Genomic DNA, 17,382 nt, shown 5'->3' with positions numbered 1-17,382 from the left:
CTCTTATATAACGATGCAATGCTTATGACACATATTTTATTAGTAGAAGATGACCCTGCCATTGCAATGTCGCTCAAAGTCACATGCAAGCGTGAAGGTTGGGACATAACATGGCTTGATAATGCCAGTAGCGTCTTGCCAATGCTGCGCAGTGATGAGGCAAGAAACCTATCGGCCATTATTTTGGATGTTGGGTTGCCAGATGGTGACGGTTTAAGCTTGTGCCAACAAATACGTCATAGTGCTGGTATCGATGCATTAAAAGATATACCTATTGTGTTTTTGACAGCTCGTAGTGATGAAGTCGATCGTATCTTAGGTCTAGAGATGGGCGGTGATGATTATTGTGCAAAACCCTTTAGTCCTCGAGAGCTTGTCGCTCGCTTAAAGGCTATTTGGCGACGCGAGCAGCTACTTTCTCAGCAGTCCTCTAGTAATATAATAACCGATAATACCGTTAATGATACGCTAATGTCGGGACAAGCTTTAACGTTCAACTGTCAATCTGGGGTTTGGCATTACCAACCACTTAATTATTCTTTAATGTGGCAAGAGCAAAAACTTGAGCTGAGCAACACTGAGCGCAAAATTTTATTAACCTTGTTACAAGCACCGAATCAGGTCTTTAGCCGCGAGCAACTCCTAAGCGCCGTTAGTGATTATCCAGATCATCGCCTAGCGCGGACGATAGACAGTCATATCAAGTCCATTCGGAAGCAGCTGGCAACCATTGACGCAAGCACTGATGTTATTCATACACATCGCGGGTTGGGGTATGGTTTATGTCCAGCTTAGTATTATCATCTCACAATTTCAAATTGCTTTGCTTAAATCATGACTCATAAAATCGGCAAAACTAGCCAAAGCAATTGGTATGCAAAACTGCATCCTATTGGTACAGCGCAACAAATTGATGAGCCAAAACGCTTACTGAACCTGAGTATTTTTTTTAGGATTTGGTTGGCAGTGGCTTTGGTTTTAGTAATTTGCGGTGTGGTGGCCTTCACTCAGTTGTTTGGCTATGTCAAACCGACTGCCCAGCAAGTCATCGAAGACACCTTGCTCGATACCAGTAAATTTCTTGCGGCAAATTTGCAGTTACCGCTATCTTCAGGGCAACTATATGATGCTACTTATCAAGCCAATTTAGATACGGCATTCGTCGGCCTACCGGCAATTAACAGTGACATAACGCCAGAATATAAGCACGAAGGTTATAGTAGTTTTCGGGTATACGTAACAGATAAGACAGGCGTTGTCATTTATGACTCACTACCTGAGCCTAACAATGACGAAGGACAAGACTATAGCCGTTGGAATGATGTGTATTTGACTTTGAATGGTCAATATGGCGCAAGGAGTACCACCCAAAACCACAATCAGCGTGATGGCACGATCATGTACGTGGCACAGCCTATAAAAAATCCTAGAGGCGCGCTGATTGGTGTGGTGAGTGTTGGTAAGCCAGTCGCTAGTGTGCTGCCTTATTTGGATAACACTCGCAATCGCATGTTTATCACTGCATTACTGATGAGCATTGCAGCTCTTATCTTGGCAGGATTGGTGGCATGGTGGCTCAAGCAAAGCATCACTTTAGTGACTCAGTATACCAGCGCACTGGCTGAAGACACCAAAAAGCCTTACTTCTACCTAGGCCGTGAGCTCAATAGCCTAACAGATACGATTGAGTCTATGAAACATCAGTTAGAAAATCGAGACTACGTCACCGACTATGTTCATACTCTTACCCATGAACTCAAAAGCCCCTTAACCGCAATTCGCGCCAGCAGTGAATTGTTAGAGGACAACGGACTCGAAGAAGACGATCGGCAAATGCTTATTCACACCATTGGTGAGCAAAGCATAAAAATGCAGCATCTGATTGATCGCTTACTGCTACTTGCCAAAATTGAACAGCCGACCTTTAAGCTCAATCGCAAATTAACGCCATTATTGCCATTGTTACAAAGTCTGGCAAAAGACAATGCTGCCAAGCTACAACAGCAGCACTTACCACCCATCGAAATCTATATTGATAACGTCTGTTTTACCGAAACAGATCGTTCACAGTCTAGTCTAACTGCCGACATAAGCGTTTTTGCTGATCAGTTTTGGCTGGTACAAGTGCTACAGAATGTATTAGACAATGCGATTCATTTTGCCGAAAACACGATCATCATTGATATACGTCAGACACCAAATACGGTGACGATTGATATATTTAATGATGGAAAATTGCTACCTGAATATGCGGTTGATAAAGCGTTTGATCGTTACTTTAGCTTATCGCATCAAAGTCAAACCACACATCACTCGACAAGCTACTCTGCCAGCAACATGGCGAACAATGACTCGTCTCAATACCTTGGGCAAGAAACACCCAGCACATCTCACAATGTGATCAAGAAAGGGACAGGTCTTGGTTTAACCTTAGTCAAACAAGTCATCGAACATCATGGCGGTCTAGTTGCTATTCACAATATGATGACAAATGATGGTCAAGATAATATGGCTATGAGCCAGCTTTCTGGCGTGATGGTCAGTATCACCCTACCCTTGGCTAAAGAATAAATTTTTCAAGCAACTCTATACATCTTATTTTAGTAGGCGACTTTAGTATCTTATAAGCTAATGACAGTTCATTAACTTTCCATCATTACTGCATAGATTTTCTATCTCTTTATTTTACGATAGCGTCAGTCACATTCGTCATCACTATTAGAGGTAAAAAATCAATGCAACATCTGACTCAGCAATGCCAAATAATAGAAGATTGCTTAGGACATAGTCGTCATTCTTGTCTGCTCGCCTTATCACAGGCAGGTGTTAATAGCATAGCTTTTGGGCATTGGCTTGCCGTTCCTAGCCAGCAGCTACTGTTGGTGTTTCGACATCAGCAATGTGTGGCGATAGAGGGTTATCAGTTGGCAGCTTAAGCCATTGCATATTAAAAGACATTACCCATTAAACTGGCGCGTTATTATCTTGATTAAGTACCTTCTATACGGCCACAAACCACACATCCACAAAAAAGCCCTTGGTCATTTCTAATAAACTACTATTAGAAATAACCAAGGACTAATAAGTATCTCTAACGAGCTGTCTAAATAATCGCCTGCACTGGCGGCTCTACATCTGCATTTTGACCGCGATGACGCAGGTAATGATCGAGCAGTACAATCGCTAGCATGGCTTCAGCAATAGGCGTTGCACGTACCCCAACGCAAGGATCATGACGACCCTTGGTCAACATATCAATTGCCTCACCTTGCGTATTGATACTTTTGCCCGCCGTTGTAATACTAGACGTTGGCTTGAGGGCGATACTCACGCGAATATCTTGACCAGACGAGATGCCGCCCAAGATACCGCCTGCATGATTGGCTGTAAATCCATCTGGCGTCATCTCATCACGAGAGCGATGCCCAAACTGTCCGGCTACTGCCATGCCGTCGCCAATTTCAACCCCTTTTACAGCATTGATGCTCATCATGGCATGGGCAATATCTGCATCCAAACGATCAAATACAGGCTCACCAAGTCCAACGGGAACGCCACTGGCAATGACTTCAAGCCGAGCACCACAGCTAGTTCCTTCACGGCGTAAGCTATCTATTAATGTTTCAAAACGGGATACGGCGTCCGTATCCGCACAAAAAAACGGATTACTATTTACAAACTCCCAATCAATTTGGCTGGGGTCAAGCACTTGACTATGTTCATTGCCGATCTGAGTCACATGACCATGAATTTGCACGCCTAAGCGATCTTGCAAATATTTCTTAGCGATAGCACCCGCCGCTACTCGCATTGCTGTCTCGCGTGCTGACGAGCGACCGCCGCCACGGTAATCACGAAAACCATATTTCATACTATATGTATAATCGGCATGACCGGGACGAAACGTGTCTTTGATGTCGCTATAATCTTTTGACTTTTGATTGGTATTACGAATCAGTAAACCGATGGAGGTCCCTGTCGTCCTACCTTCAAAAACACCAGAGATAATCTCGACTTCATCAGACTCACGGCGCTGGGTCGAGTATTTAGAAGTACCGGGTTTGCGGCGATCCAAATCTACTTGTAAATCTTCTTCAGACAGTGCTAGACCTGGTGGTACACCATCGACGATTGCCATAAGACCTGCACCATGTGATTCGCCACAAGTGGTCACAGTAAAAACCTGTCCAATACTATTGCCTGCCATATCTATCCTTAAACAAGTAAATGCGACTGATGCTTAGTTGACCAATCCTTTGTAATGTTGCTTATTGAATGCTATCTAATAACTGGACATAAGCCGCAAACAGCTGACGATTTGTCACTAACTCATCATAAGTAATAGCAAAAACCCCATGTCCACCATGGGCAAACTTGAGCCAATCAAACTGGATTTCAGGATAGGCTTGTTTTAAAGCCCATTCACTATCGCCCACTTCACAAATCAGCAACCCTTCTGGACTGAGATAATCTGGCGCTTCAAATAAAATACGATGTACCAAATCTAAACCATCTTGACCAGCCGCTAGCGCATGCTCAGGCTCATATAAAAATTCAGGTGGCAGGTCTGCCATGATAGCGGCATCAACATAAGGAGGATTGGTAACGATTAGCTCGTACTGATTTTCAGTCGGAATCTTAGCAAATAGATCAGACTCGATCACATTAACTTGATGACCAAGATCATGATGATCGACGTTGACCATTGCTACTTCTAACGCCCCTTTATCAATATCTACGGCATCAACTAGGGCATCAACAAAACGCGTTGCAAGGGCAATAGCAATACAGCCTGAACCCGTACACAAGTCTAAAATACGCTCAGGCTGCGACAATTGCTTAACATCTAAGCCATGATCGTAAAAGCTTGCCGTCTGCTCATTCATACCAATTTTGAGTGGTTTGGCCAGCTCACTCACTTCAAAGTAAGGATAAAACTGTTGGCGAATCAATTCTGCTATGGGTGAGCGTGGGATTAAAACACGTTCATCAACGTAAAAAGGCAGATCACAAAAATAAGATAAGTTGATTAAATAACTCAGTGGTTTGCGCTCAGCGATACGCTCTTCCAATAAGTCCAGTACCACTTGCTTCTCTGATGTCGTCAAACGGCAATCTAAAATCTGCTCATTGGCCGACCAATCTAACGCTAATGAATGTAAGACAATAGCAGATGCTTCTGCAAATTCATCCGTAGTGCCTTGCGCAACGACCACATCATAGTTACGCAGTTGCGTGACCGAAAAACGAATGAAATCGCGAATACTCACCAGCTGCTCGCGTGCTTCTTCTAGCTCGGCATGCAAGTTGGCAAATTCACCCTGCTCAGCAAGAAGTCCTGTCTCCAAATCATACTCTACCTCATTTTCAAAGTTCTGAGACTCATCATTAAGATATTGATTTTGAAACTCTTCTGCACTCATGGTTTGGTCTTCTGACATATGGCACCTTACTGATTGCATGGTCACTAAACACACGCGAATGGGTTAAATTGCTTTTTACGAAAAGCCAATCTATTAAATAAAAATCTAACCTCACATTATAGACATAAACAAGGAGGAGCGCCAATATTTGCATTTATATCGGTTTCTTACCCTATATCGATTTTTCACCCTAATGGTAAGTAGCTTTCATACTTAGAAAGAGCCGTAAGAGTTGAATGGTATCAAATACACATCTTCGCTAGGTTATTACCCAAATGTAGTGAATACGTCAACAGTTGACGTTTAGCAAGGCTTAAGTGAAAAAAGATGTGTCAAAAGTTTGCGAAGCAGCCAAATTATGCGCATAATAGCCGCATTAGTAGCAACTACAAGTGATTCAATATTATGAAAATAAAGCCCATTATTACTGCCATATCTATCGCTATCGTTGGTGCCAGTGTTAGCGCGCTTGCCGCCCCTACTGAGAATACTCGCACATTGCCAGTACGTACGGCTGACTCACTACCTAGTATCGCTCAGAAAGTTAGCCTTAATGTGCAAGAAAACCGTAGCAATTCATTAGATACTCGTGTGCAGTCTGAATCCGCTGATCGTATGACGCAGCTGATTGATTCAAAGCAAAAGTCTGAAGCGCCTCAAGCGGTCGCAGCAGATAACATGAGTGCGGCTGAGTTGACGCTAAAAGATGAACAATCTGACAATACTGACGATATCAGTGAAGGTCAAGCGGTTGCTGCCCCTAGCAATGTGGCTTCTATTGATTCTTCTGATCCACTCGCTTTTGATCTACCTGAAAGTGAAAAACGTCAAGATTTCAGTGATGATCCGACCATTAAGAATATTGAAGACAAAGATGGCAAAAGATATACCACACTGAATTTGTCAAACTACGCTAAGCAGGTCAATGAGGCCACTTGGTCACCTAACATGAAAGTTAACTCAGCAATGACCATTAAGATGCAAGCATTGCTGGATTGGAACCATGCTTCTCCTGGTCCTGTTGACGGTGGCTGGGGTATGAACAGCAAAAAGGCCCTCATCAACTTTCAGGCCATGAAGGGATTACCAACAACAGGTAAAATGGATCAAAAAACATGGGATGCCTTAGTTAAAAACATTCCTGCTAATAAGCCTGTATTGGTTACTTATACGATTACTGAAGACGACATCAAGACCAATTTTGCATCTACACCTGCTGGCGCAGAGGCAAAATCAAAGATGAAAGGTCTTTATTACCAAGACATTAAAGAGATGTTTGGTGAACGCTTCCATATGGATGTGCGCTATTTAGACAAGTTGAATAAAAACAAAACTTATAAAGCGGGTGAGACCATCACTGTTCTTAATACTCGTGGTCCACTTAATCAGCGCATCAATCGTGTGGTTGCCAATAAAGCAGACAAAACACTATATGCTTACAATGACAACAAGCTGGTTGCCACTTATCCGACTACCGTAGGTAGTGATGCTACACCGTCACCAAAAGGTACTTTTAAGATCATCAATAAAGTAAAAATGCCTTGGTATAAAGCCACCGTTGGTGAAGGTGCCCAGAAAAAAGTTCATATGTTGCCACCAGGACCAAACAATCCTGTCGGCGTCGTATGGATGGGTTTATCTAAGCCTTCTTATGGATTACATGGTTCACCACAGCCTGAAGGTATCAGTCGCCAAGGATCAGCGGGCTGTGTTCGCTTGACCAACTGGGATGTGTTAGAGGTTTATGCTAATATTGAGAACGGTGCTACTGTCGAGCTAAAATAACTGTCAGCACTAAATGCATTAGTATGAATATAAAAAAGACCTTGATATCAAGGTCTTTTTTTATGGCCGAATTTATGAGCACTGAAGCGTCTTATGATTAAAGTCTTATGTTTTAAGCTTCATTCCCCGTAATGCTACCCACCTTTTTAGAAAAAAATAGTGCCTCAGGAATAGCAACTATCATTCCTAATATTGCTACTATGAGGATATGTGCAATTTCATTAAACCCTGTGACTAAGGCAGCAACTATAAAAACGCCCATCGTGACCGTTACGACTATCAGATAAACAACACAAAACAATGACCAGTTCATACTTTATTCCTCATTTATATTGTGGATATAACCACTTTATACACTATACCCACATAAAAAATAAGGTTTTACTATAACTCTTGAGGTCAACCCTACTAAATGACCAATCATAAAAACCATGCTACTATTAAGGTTTTTGTTTTTACTCTGAAAAAGTCCTAATTTCTATCTACCTAAGAATAAATAATCATCCACAAAAAACTTCTATGCCTTTGTATATTTATCATTACAATAACGACTCTCTTTTATCTTCTAATCAAGTTATTTGCTATGACAAAACCCAAAGACACTTCTTCCGACAAGTTGACAGCTTTTCAGGATTCAACAGAGATAACGGATGCTAAAGATACGGCTGCTCAGTCTGATTTTTTGACGCAGACCGATACTGATATTTCTATGATAGAAGAGACAGAAGATGATGATTTAGACGAAACCGTTGAAGATACGGCTTGTGCGCAGCCACCTGAAGCAAAAGTCAAAATAGAATCACTTGCGCCTGATGTCGTAGTGGCCTCGCTTGAAACCTCTGAACCAGAAGAAGATTCAGTTGAAAATGAGTCACAAGCACACTCAGAAGATGTACCAAAACAAGAAGACATCGAGCTAGAAACGCCTCAAGAGTTGGACTTACCAGAACAAGAAAGCGATGAATTGACAACTTATCAATCATCAACAGAGAGTGATGACACACAAGACGAAGTCAATAAAGAAGAAGATCGAGAAGAAGAAGTCAAAGAAAAAAAGGAAGCCAAACTTGAGTCTTATAAGCAATTTGTAGCAGAGCAATTTAGCAATCAAACAGTAGATTATCCAGAAGTCAGAGTCACCATTGAGGCAAATGCGCTACCCAGTAAAATGTATTTCATTATGAATATACTGTCTGCCATCATCGCAAGCTATGGACTGGTGACCAACTCGGCAGCGGTAGTCATTGGCGCAATGTTGGTTGCAATGATGCTAGGTCCAATTACAGGGGTTGCATTAGCAATCATTGATCACCGTATGCCATTGCTACGTAAATCAATTCTTACTGTGCTCAGCGGTGTGACGTTAGTGGTATTAGTAGGGTTTATTGTAGGATGGTTGCACAAAGATCAGTCATTGACAGCAGAAATCCTATCGCGTACCCAGCCTACTTCTATGGACTTGATGATTGCTTTAGCAGGTGGTACTGCTGGTGCCTATGCCATGGTATCACCCCATCTTTCAGTTGCTGTGGTTGGAGTTGCTGTTGCCACTGCGTTGGTGCCACCTCTTGCTGCTAGTGGGATTTTATTTGCCCATGGCGAGCCTCAACTGGGCTTGGGTGCACTTTTATTAGCCGCGACAAACATCATTGCCATCCAATTTACCAATGCGCTTGTATTATGGGTATTGGGGTTTCGTCGTCTGGTCGATGACGACTATCAATCAAATACTTATCTCACGTTTTTGCAACGCAACGCTGTCACTTTATTATTACTGGGTGGATTGGGTACATATTTGACCATCAATTTGCAGACTAATGCCAAACAGCAAGCCTTTGAAAATAATGTTAAAGAGACCATCACTACGTACTTTACTGATAAAGGCAATGTATTGACCAATACTCAATTTGATGTCACAGATGAGCGCCAAGTCGTGCGTGCAATTATTCGCGGTGAAACCACGCCTAGCGCTTATGATGTACGCCAAATCGAAACCACGATTACTCAGGACATGACAAAAAACTTCCCCAGTTATTTACCAATTAAACTGCAACTGCGCTATTTACCTGTGCAAGTGATTGAATCTGATCCATTAATACAAGATAAGCTCGATGAGACTGATGCGGCAATTTTGACCAATTAATCTCTATTTTGGTCAGCCATTTTTGGTCCACAAAACTGCTGGCTTTATTCACACAATACGTTAGCGGTTGTATATCTTGTACCAAGAGCCTTGGCGTTTGTGCTAAAATCGCATGCAAAATTATTTTACTCAATTCTATCCGTCAGTAAGGAGCCGCTGTGAGCCAGCCATTTCGCTCAGCCGATATTCGCCAAGCCTTTATCGATTTTTTCATAAGCAAGCAGCATACCCAAGTTTCATCGTCCAGCTTGATTCCACATAATGACCCAACATTGTTATTTACCAATGCAGGTATGAATCAATTTAAAGAGACATTTTTGGGTATGGAGACGCGCGACTATACACGCGCTGTGACCTCACAAAAATGTGTACGTGCTGGCGGTAAACATAACGATTTGGACAATGTCGGCTATACGGCACGTCATCATACGTTTTTTGAGATGCTTGGTAACTTCTCTTTTGGTGACTACTTTAAACAAGCAGGTATTGAATATATCTGGGAGTTTTTGACATCGGCTGAGTGGTTAGCGATTGACAAAGACCGTCTATACGTCACTATTTATGAAACCGATGATGAGGCCTTTGATATTTGGCACAAAACAATCGGTATTCCAAGCGATCGCATCATTCGTATCGGTGATAACAAAGGCGCACCTTACGCATCAGACAATTTTTGGACCATGGGCGACACGGGTCCTTGTGGGCCTTGTACTGAAGTCTTTTATGATCACGGCGCGGATATCGAAGGTGGTCTGCCGGGCACACCAGAAGAAGATGGCGATCGCTATATTGAGATTTGGAATTGCGTATTTATGCAATTCAATCGTCAAAAAGACGGTACGTTACTACCGCTACCAGCGCCAAGTGTGGATACTGGTATGGGGCTTGAGCGTATTAGTGCGATCATGCAAGGCGTTCATGGCAACTATGAGATTGATTTATTCACGCATTTGATGGATGCAGCAGCTGAGATTTTAGCGATTAAAAATGAACAACAATCGTCGTTAAAAGTCATCGCTGATCACATTCGTGCCGTGGCATTTTTGATTGCGGATGGTGTCACGCCAAGCAATGAAGGTCGTGGATATGTACTACGCCGTGTGATACGCCGTGCAGTACGCCATGGTAATAAGCTTGGTGCGGACAGTGATTTCTTCTATAAAATGGTTGCGCCACTGGTTGCTGAAATGGGCACTGCCTATCCAGAATTAGTAGACAAGCAAAGCGTCATAGAGAATGCCATTCAAAAAGAAGAAGCGCAGTTTGCCAAGACACTTGCCCAAGGATTACGTTTGCTTGCCAGCGAGCTTGAAGGCTTGCAAGATGGTGACACGCTTTCTGGTGAAGCCGCCTTCAAGCTGTATGATACTTATGGTTTTCCGATTGATTTGACCGCTGACATCACACGTGAACGCGGTATCGCCATTGATGAAGCGGAATTCGATGAACATATGCAGGCACAGCGTGAGCGTGCTCGCGATGCTGGCAAGTTTGACGTCGATTATAGCAGCATTATCCAAGTCGAAACCCCAACGACATTTATCGGTTATGAACAATTAGAAGAAAATGGCGTTACTGTCAATGCGCTTTATCAAGATGGCAATGCCATTGATCGCCTAACTGAAGGCACAGAAGGTGTGGTCGTACTTGACCGCACCCCTTTCTACGCTGAAGGTGGTGGTCAAGTTGGTGAGCTTGGCGAAATTCGCACCGAGTCAGGTGTATTTGAAGTTCAAGATACCAAAAAATCAGGGCAGGCAATCATTCATTATGGTGTGGTAACCATGGGTGATATCAGCGTTAAGCAAGCAGCAGAGGCTCAAGTGCTGTCTAGCATTCGTGCAGCAAGTGCCAAAAACCACTCTGCCACTCACCTTTTGCATGCAGCACTAAGAGAAGTATTAGGCGAAGAGGTTACCCAAAAAGGCTCACTGGTCTCAAGCGAAGTACTGCGTTTTGATTTTTCGTATGATAGACCCGTTAGTGCCGCTGAAATCGCACGCGTAGAGCGTCTTGTCAATGAGCAAATTCAAGCCAACACCCCTGCTCGCATTGAGCATATGGCGATCGATGAAGCGATGAAACAAGGTGCCATGGCGCTGTTTGGCGAAAAGTACGGCAGTGACGTTCGCGTCCTTACCATGGGTACAGACAGCATTGTCGATGGTCAGCGCAAACCTTTCTCTATCGAGCTGTGTGGTGGTTTGCATGTACAACGCACTGGTGATATTGGGGTACTCAAAATCACTAGCGAATCAGGCATTGCAGCTGGTATTCGCCGTATCGAAGCCGTCACTGGCATGAATGCGATTAAAAATATTCAGCAAAGCGAAATACAGCTAAGTGAATTGGCCAGTCAACTAAAAGTGAAACGTCCTGAAGTAGCGCAGCGTGTACGTACCATGGCTGATAAGCAACGCGATCTAGAAAAACAATTAGAGCGCTTGCAACAAAAAATGGCCAGTGCTCAAGCGGCGAATCTACTGGATGACGTTCAGACCATCGCTGGCACACCCGTTCTTATCAGCACCTTAAGTGGTATCGATGGCAAGTCCATCCGTACGCTAATGGATGATATCAAATCCAAACTGCCTGATAGCATTATTGTTTTGATTGGTGATAAAGACGAGCAATTAGCCCTAGCAGCCAGTGTCTCAAAATCTCTCACTGCTAAAATAAAAGCGGGCGATATCATCCGTCATTTAGCAAGTGAGCTTGGCGGTAAAGGCGGCGGTAAGCCAGATTATGCTCAAGGTGGTGCCCCTAAAACTGGTAATAGTGCAGCTGTTATTAATGCCCTACCTGCTTGGGTCGAAACTCAGCTTGGCTAAATGTCAATAAGTATTATCTGCAGGATATGTGATTGGTTATAACGGTTATAACCAATCGCCATACATCTAAGCCACACGGACACTTAACGTGGTGGCGCAGATATGATATAAAGGTCAACGCTTGAACACATTGTTCACTCATCCAGTCTAAAGCACATATTATTGAATAAATAAAAAGCATAAGACGCAACTCTCATAATACGGCTTTGTCTATGCACGCATTGATCGATTGTCATATTGACTCTCATTGATGATGAAAAGGCCATTAATGAATAATAGGTAGGTTTTTATGGCGTTAATAGTACAAAAATACGGCGGCACCTCGATGGGCAGTATCGACCGCATTAAAAACGTCGCCAAACGAGTCAAACGCTGGCATGACAATGGTCATCAAGTGGTCGTTGTGGTATCTGCCATGAGTGGCGAAACCAACCGTTTAATCGATCTGGCACGCCAAATTAGCAATCAGCCTGATCCGCGTGAATACGACCAAATGGTCTCAACAGGTGAGCAGGTTTCTATCTCACTACTCGCTATGGCAATCAAAGAACTTGGTATTGGTGCCCGCTCATTCACTGGTCGTCAAGTGGCCATCAAAACTGATAACGCCCATAATAAAGCGCGTATCGAAAGCATTGATGATGAAAATATTCGTGAACAGCTGGACGCGGGCAATATCGTTATTGTGGCAGGCTTTCAAGGTATTGATGACGAAGGCAATGCGACCACATTAGGCCGTGGTGGCTCTGACACGACAGGTGTTGCTATTGCTGCTGCTCTGGGTGCTGATGAGTGTCAAATTTATACAGATGTCGATGGCGTCTACACCACTGACCCACGTGTTACCTCAAAGGCCAAAAAGCTTGAAAAAATAACCTTTGAAGAAATGCTCGAAATGGCAAGTCTAGGCTCTAAGATTCTTCAGATTCGCTCAGTCGAGTTCGCTGGTAAATATGGTGTGCCTTTGCGTGTACTCTCTAGCTTTGATGAAAATACCGACGGTAGCTTTGACCAAGAGTTTCAAGATAATGTTGGCACACTAATTACGATAGACGAAGGAGACAATATGGAACAGGCAATCATCTCAGGTATCGCATTCAACCGAGACGAAGCGAAAATTGTAGTGCGCGGTGTACCTGATCATCCTGGTATTGCCTCTGCTATCTTAAGCCCGATCGGTCGTGCCAACATTGAAATCGATATGATCGTACAAAATTTATCGGTCAATGGCACAACAGACTTCACGTTTACAGTCAATCGTTCTGACTTAGACAAAACCATGAAAGTACTCAATGATGAAGTTAAAGACGAGATTGGTGCCAAAGAAATATTGGGCAATAGCGAAGTCGTTAAAGTCTCTTTAGTTGGTGTTGGTATGCGTTCACACGCAGGCGTTGCCAGCTTAATGTTTCAGACTTTGGCTGAAAACAATATCAACATCCAAATGATATCTACTAGCGAAATCAAAGTGTCTGTACTGATTCAAGATCAGCATTTGGAAAAAGCCGTCAAATCGCTACATACTGCTTTTGGTCTTGATCGTGAAGAAGGCGAAAGTAAAATCGCTGGACTATAGTATCCGTTGAGAGACCAAATGACGGTTCTATAACACTATTTTTAGTAACTGAGCCATCATATTTGTCAAAGCTTATGAAATGCGGATTTGACTTGCATGGTTTTTCACGGGTTAACTATAAGTTATCGACAATAATACGTAGATAAAATAGGGTCTTTTTAGATCCTATTTTTATTTCTTATTATTGCTCGGGTGAGTATTTACCTAATAGTTTTGTGAAAACCCGTGACAGTATCTGTTATGGCACCTATAATGGGCTTTCATTTGGGCTAAATGAATCTACCTATCATCGCCGCTATCGGCACAACGTTTAGCATTGTAGTTATGATTAATATAATGCGTGTTTAGTGCTTCGGTGATGTCCTGCAATTGAGAATTAATCTAATGAGTAATAATTTGTTGATGCGACATAAGGAGTGTGACGCATGTTAATTTTGACACGCCGCGTGGGCGAAACGCTAATGATTGGCGACGAGGTCAGTGTAACTGTACTAGGCGTCAAAGGTAATCAAGTTCGCATTGGTGTTAATGCACCTAAAGATATCGCTGTACATCGCGAAGAGATCTACCAACGTATTCAGCATGAGCGTTCTGTACAGTCGCAAATGCAGCATCTTGAGCAAGGCAGTTTTGCGCCTTCATTTGATGATGAAGACTATTTTAATCGCTAAGCCTATCTTTGATACCTAGTAATTAACTATTATTGGGTATTATATTTTTAGAATTACTGTGTTTTTGCTTTTTTAATCTGCTCTGAGGTCATTTATTTATGAGTATTCGCCAATCAGATGTATCGGCTCTACTTAATGGTTTGAATAAAAAAGCCATTGGATTCAATGATGTCATCAGCTTTATTGATGATTTTTATCGCTATGCACCTGCCCCATTCGTGAATGGCATGGTACATAATGCAGCTGGTGAAAACGAAGGTAGTGCAAAAATTTTTGGCTTTGCCAAGCACCATGGTCTAAACCAGTTAGACACGCTAAAACTGTTTGGCGAGCATTATACCAAGGTCCAGGCCACTCCTAACGGTACTGATCATGCCAATATTCGTAACTTTCTACATTGGGGCTGGCAAGGGTTTTTGATGCAAAAAAACCCCCTAACCGTGCGCCCAAGCGTTGATACGACTGCACTTTAATTATCTATTAAGCACAAAAAAGCCACGCTAACTAGCGTGGCTTTTTTGCAGCAGTCTACTATCAATCATTCAATTTATTTATTATGAAACTTAATAGGCTGTACTGCGCCTTTAGGGTTGGGCATATTAGGATAGTGATGCTCGTGCTCCACATCACATTCTGCGCCAACGATATCACCATTGTCTTTGACTGGTTTATGAATAAAGCCTGTGCGCTCGGCAGGTGATAAATGTTCATGCTCCCAAATCATCACTGCTTGCATACAGGTCTCGCGTTGCTCAGCGGTCAATTTACGACCATCAGGCCACTTCCCCAGCTCAATTGCCATACGGAACTTGTCGACCAAATCTGGCGTTAAACTTGCTAATATTGTTTGCTTATCCATCTTACCTACTCTCCAACACTATTTTCTATATAACGTATTTTATATCACCGATTCAATTACTCATCGTCCATAATATCATCATCGACATCGAGACTGAATTCTTCTGCATGGACGTTCCAGTGTAGTTTTGTTCGGCAAGCTTCATAAAAGTCGAATCCAGGTGGATGCAATAAAGTAAGTTTATCAGGATGCTTACGAATATAAAGACGTTGTTCTTGTTCAAGCGGTACACTTGGCTTACCATCTGCACTAACCATTGGTTGAGTGCGATTGTCCTCATGAATACGAATGCAAACTTCACTATTACCACTTACCACAATCGGTCGACTAGATAGCGTGTGCGGATGCATAGGAACCAAACAAATGGCATCCATGCTTGGATGAATAATGGGACCACCACCAGACAAAGCATACGCCGTTGATCCTGTTGGTGTGGCCGCTATTAAGCCATCGCTATGCTGCCTGTAAACGTCCTGACCGTCAATTTTCATCTGAAAGTCAATCATATGTACCGACTTACCCGCATGTAAAACCACGTCATTGAGTGCCATATCTTCATGGATGATTTTACGCCCTTCGCGTATTTCCATGGTCAAGAGAAACCGATGATCGAGTTGATAGTCACCCATTAATACTTGACGCAACTTAAATGCAGCCTCGTCCGGTTTGACATCCGCCAAAAAACCTAAGCGGCCACGGTTAACACCTAATACTGGTACACGATAGCGCGCCAGCGCTTCAGCAGCATGTAAGATTGACCCATCACCGCCAACGACAATGACCAGATCACAAATCTCGCCAATCAGGCCACGCTTCACAATTTTAACTTTTTCAATTTCGGTTAGATCTAATGTGGGCAAGTTTGCCGTTTGCACATCCATAATCAGCGTGAGATTCATCTCATTAATGGTCTGGGCAATCTGTACCAAGCTTTGAGTAACGCTACGCTTACCCGCACGTCCCATCAAACCAATACGTCTAAAAGCTGGGTTTTTAATAGCGTGGAATAGCTCTGATTCATGTAAGTGTGGCAATCTGGCTGACTGCGCTGAGTTTTCCATAAAACGACTCGGTATAACGGTAAATTACAGAGCAATGATAGCGATAAATGAACGCTTAGACTAGCACGTTTATGAATTATCCTTGTTAACTGTCGTAATCTGGTTCACAAGAGTCGCCTCACTCACTCTTTGGGTCGGTAGATTGAGCGGTGCAGCATTTTTTCAATCAGTACACGATGTAAAGTTATGCTCAAACTCAGACTGTTGTCACGCAAACACAGTTGACAATAATGGCGGTTTTGCTAAAGTAACTGATATTTATATAATTTATTATTAAGGATACATGTATGGCCAATCCTATTGTCAGTCGTGCAGAACTTGCGATCGGCGGTAATCCAATGACGGTCAAGGGTGTGATTCAAAAGACCAGTCTGTTACTTGGCTTATCTGCTATCACTGGTGTAGGCTTTTTCTTTTATGCCCTTATGGCAGGGCTATCGCAGGGTTTTATTACAATGGCAGCTTTTGGTAGCATGATTGCTGCATTTGTTCTCGCCCTTGTGATCACCTTTAAACCACAAAAAGCCAAGACGTTGGCAGTGCCTTATGCATTGCTAGAAGGTATATTTTTGGGCGGTATTTCCCTATTCTTTATGAGAATGTATCCAACAGTGCCCGTCACTGCAATGTGCGCAACCTTTGTCACAGCAGCAGTGATGCTAGGACTATATCGTTCAGGCTTGGTTAAAGTCACCGAAAAGTTCCGTTCAATTGTGACCTCAGCCGTTATCGCCATTATGCTTGTTTACGTCGCACAGTGGGTGCTTTCTTTAGCATTTGGCTCAACCTTACCGTTTTTGTTTGAAGGTGGCGCTATTGCCATTGGCTTTAGTCTGTTCGTGATTGTCATTGCTTCTTTTACACTTTTATTAGACTTTGACAACATCGATCGTGGCGTGGCAATGGGTATTTCTGAAGACTACGAATGGTTATTCAGTATTGGTATCCTTGCAACACTGGTATGGATGTATATTGAGTTTATGCGTCTATTAAGCTATCTACAAGACTAATCTAATACTTACCACCAGTCTTT

14 protein-coding genes and 1 pseudogene are annotated in these 17,382 nt (G+C 42.8%); 10 read left to right on the top strand and 5 right to left on the bottom strand.

Annotated features, from left to right (window positions below; translation table 11 throughout):
• Positions 1-24 precede the first annotated feature (24 nt).
• The 3 genes from A3K91_RS04485 to A3K91_RS14060 all read left to right on the top strand — a co-directional run bounded on the left by A3K91_RS04485 (position 25) and on the right by A3K91_RS14060 (position 2,936).
• Positions 25-795, top strand: a complete 771-nt coding sequence (locus A3K91_RS04485) for a response regulator (protein ID WP_062845863.1) — start codon at positions 25-27, stop codon at positions 793-795.
• A 39-nt stretch (positions 796-834) separates the two neighbouring features.
• Complete coding sequence (gene creC, locus A3K91_RS04480) at positions 835-2,571, top strand: two-component system sensor histidine kinase CreC (RefSeq protein WP_062844181.1); 1,737 nt, start codon at positions 835-837, stop codon at positions 2,569-2,571.
• A gap of 164 nt (positions 2,572-2,735) precedes the next feature.
• Positions 2,736-2,936, top strand: a complete 201-nt coding sequence (locus tag A3K91_RS14060) for a hypothetical protein (RefSeq protein ID WP_131539974.1) — start codon at positions 2,736-2,738, stop codon at positions 2,934-2,936.
• Between the two features lie 167 nt (positions 2,937-3,103).
• On the opposite strand, the gene aroC is transcribed toward A3K91_RS14060, so the two are convergent.
• Both aroC and prmB read right to left on the bottom strand, forming a co-directional pair.
• A complete protein-coding gene (gene aroC, locus A3K91_RS04475; protein WP_062844180.1) occupies positions 3,104-4,207 on the bottom strand; it encodes a chorismate synthase in 1,104 nt (367 codons plus the stop codon).
• Between the two features lie 61 nt (positions 4,208-4,268).
• Complete coding sequence (prmB, locus tag A3K91_RS04470) at positions 4,269-5,441, bottom strand: 50S ribosomal protein L3 N(5)-glutamine methyltransferase (RefSeq protein WP_062844179.1); 1,173 nt, start codon at positions 5,439-5,441, stop codon at positions 4,269-4,271.
• 384 nt (positions 5,442-5,825) lie between these two features.
• On the opposite strand from prmB, the gene A3K91_RS04465 reads away from it, so the two are divergent.
• Entirely contained in the window at positions 5,826-7,208 is a 1,383-nt protein-coding gene (locus tag A3K91_RS04465) for a L,D-transpeptidase family protein (RefSeq protein WP_179288343.1), read from the top strand.
• Positions 7,209-7,320: 112 nt separating this feature from the next.
• Here A3K91_RS04465 and A3K91_RS04460 read toward each other — a convergent pair whose 3' ends face one another.
• Positions 7,321-7,521 carry a hypothetical protein gene (locus A3K91_RS04460; RefSeq protein ID WP_062844178.1) on the bottom strand — a complete coding sequence of 67 codons (201 nt, stop codon included), beginning with the start codon at positions 7,519-7,521 and terminating at the stop codon, positions 7,321-7,323.
• Positions 7,522-7,791: 270 nt separating this feature from the next.
• Here A3K91_RS04460 and A3K91_RS04455 point away from each other — a divergent pair, with 270 nt between their 5' ends.
• The 5 genes and pseudogenes from A3K91_RS04455 (at position 7,792) to A3K91_RS04435 (ending at position 14,902) form a co-directional block, all read left to right on the top strand.
• The gene (locus tag A3K91_RS04455) at positions 7,792-9,351 is read left to right on the top strand and encodes a DUF389 domain-containing protein (protein WP_062844177.1); all 1,560 of its coding nucleotides are present in this window, start codon (positions 7,792-7,794) and stop codon (positions 9,349-9,351) included.
• A 158-nt stretch (positions 9,352-9,509) separates the two neighbouring features.
• Positions 9,510-12,182 carry an alanine--tRNA ligase gene (gene alaS, locus A3K91_RS04450; RefSeq protein WP_062844176.1) on the top strand — a complete coding sequence of 891 codons (2,673 nt, stop codon included), beginning with the start codon at positions 9,510-9,512 and terminating at the stop codon, positions 12,180-12,182.
• A 289-nt stretch (positions 12,183-12,471) separates the two neighbouring features.
• Complete coding sequence (locus tag A3K91_RS04445; protein WP_062844175.1) at positions 12,472-13,758, top strand: aspartate kinase; 1,287 nt, start codon at positions 12,472-12,474, stop codon at positions 13,756-13,758.
• Positions 13,759-14,183: 425 nt separating this feature from the next.
• Positions 14,184-14,351, top strand: a pseudogene (gene csrA / locus A3K91_RS04440) (carbon storage regulator CsrA); the annotation flags it as partial.
• A 176-nt stretch (positions 14,352-14,527) separates the two neighbouring features.
• Positions 14,528-14,902, top strand: coding sequence for a HopJ type III effector protein (locus tag A3K91_RS04435; protein ID WP_062844174.1), 375 nt, complete (start codon positions 14,528-14,530; stop codon positions 14,900-14,902).
• 74 nt (positions 14,903-14,976) lie between these two features.
• Here the strand turns inward: A3K91_RS04435 and A3K91_RS04430 are convergent, their stop codons facing one another.
• Both A3K91_RS04430 and A3K91_RS04425 read right to left on the bottom strand, forming a co-directional pair.
• On the bottom strand, positions 14,977-15,288 hold the full coding sequence (locus A3K91_RS04430; RefSeq protein ID WP_062844173.1) for a YeaC family protein: 312 nt from the start codon (positions 15,286-15,288) through the stop codon (positions 14,977-14,979).
• Positions 15,289-15,344: 56 nt separating this feature from the next.
• On the bottom strand, positions 15,345-16,349 hold the full coding sequence (locus A3K91_RS04425; RefSeq protein ID WP_062844172.1) for an NAD(+) kinase: 1,005 nt from the start codon (positions 16,347-16,349) through the stop codon (positions 15,345-15,347).
• A gap of 287 nt (positions 16,350-16,636) precedes the next feature.
• Here A3K91_RS04425 and A3K91_RS04420 point away from each other — a divergent pair, with 287 nt between their 5' ends.
• Complete coding sequence (locus A3K91_RS04420; RefSeq protein ID WP_062844171.1) at positions 16,637-17,359, top strand: Bax inhibitor-1/YccA family protein; 723 nt, start codon at positions 16,637-16,639, stop codon at positions 17,357-17,359.
• The last annotated feature ends 23 nt before the right edge of the window (positions 17,360-17,382 follow it).

Source organism: Psychrobacter alimentarius (assembly GCF_001606025.1).
GTDB classification, from domain to species: Bacteria; Pseudomonadota; Gammaproteobacteria; order Pseudomonadales; family Moraxellaceae; genus Psychrobacter; species Psychrobacter alimentarius.
Note: the sequence above shows the minus strand (reverse complement) of the source record. Positions and strands in the feature narration are given on the sequence as shown.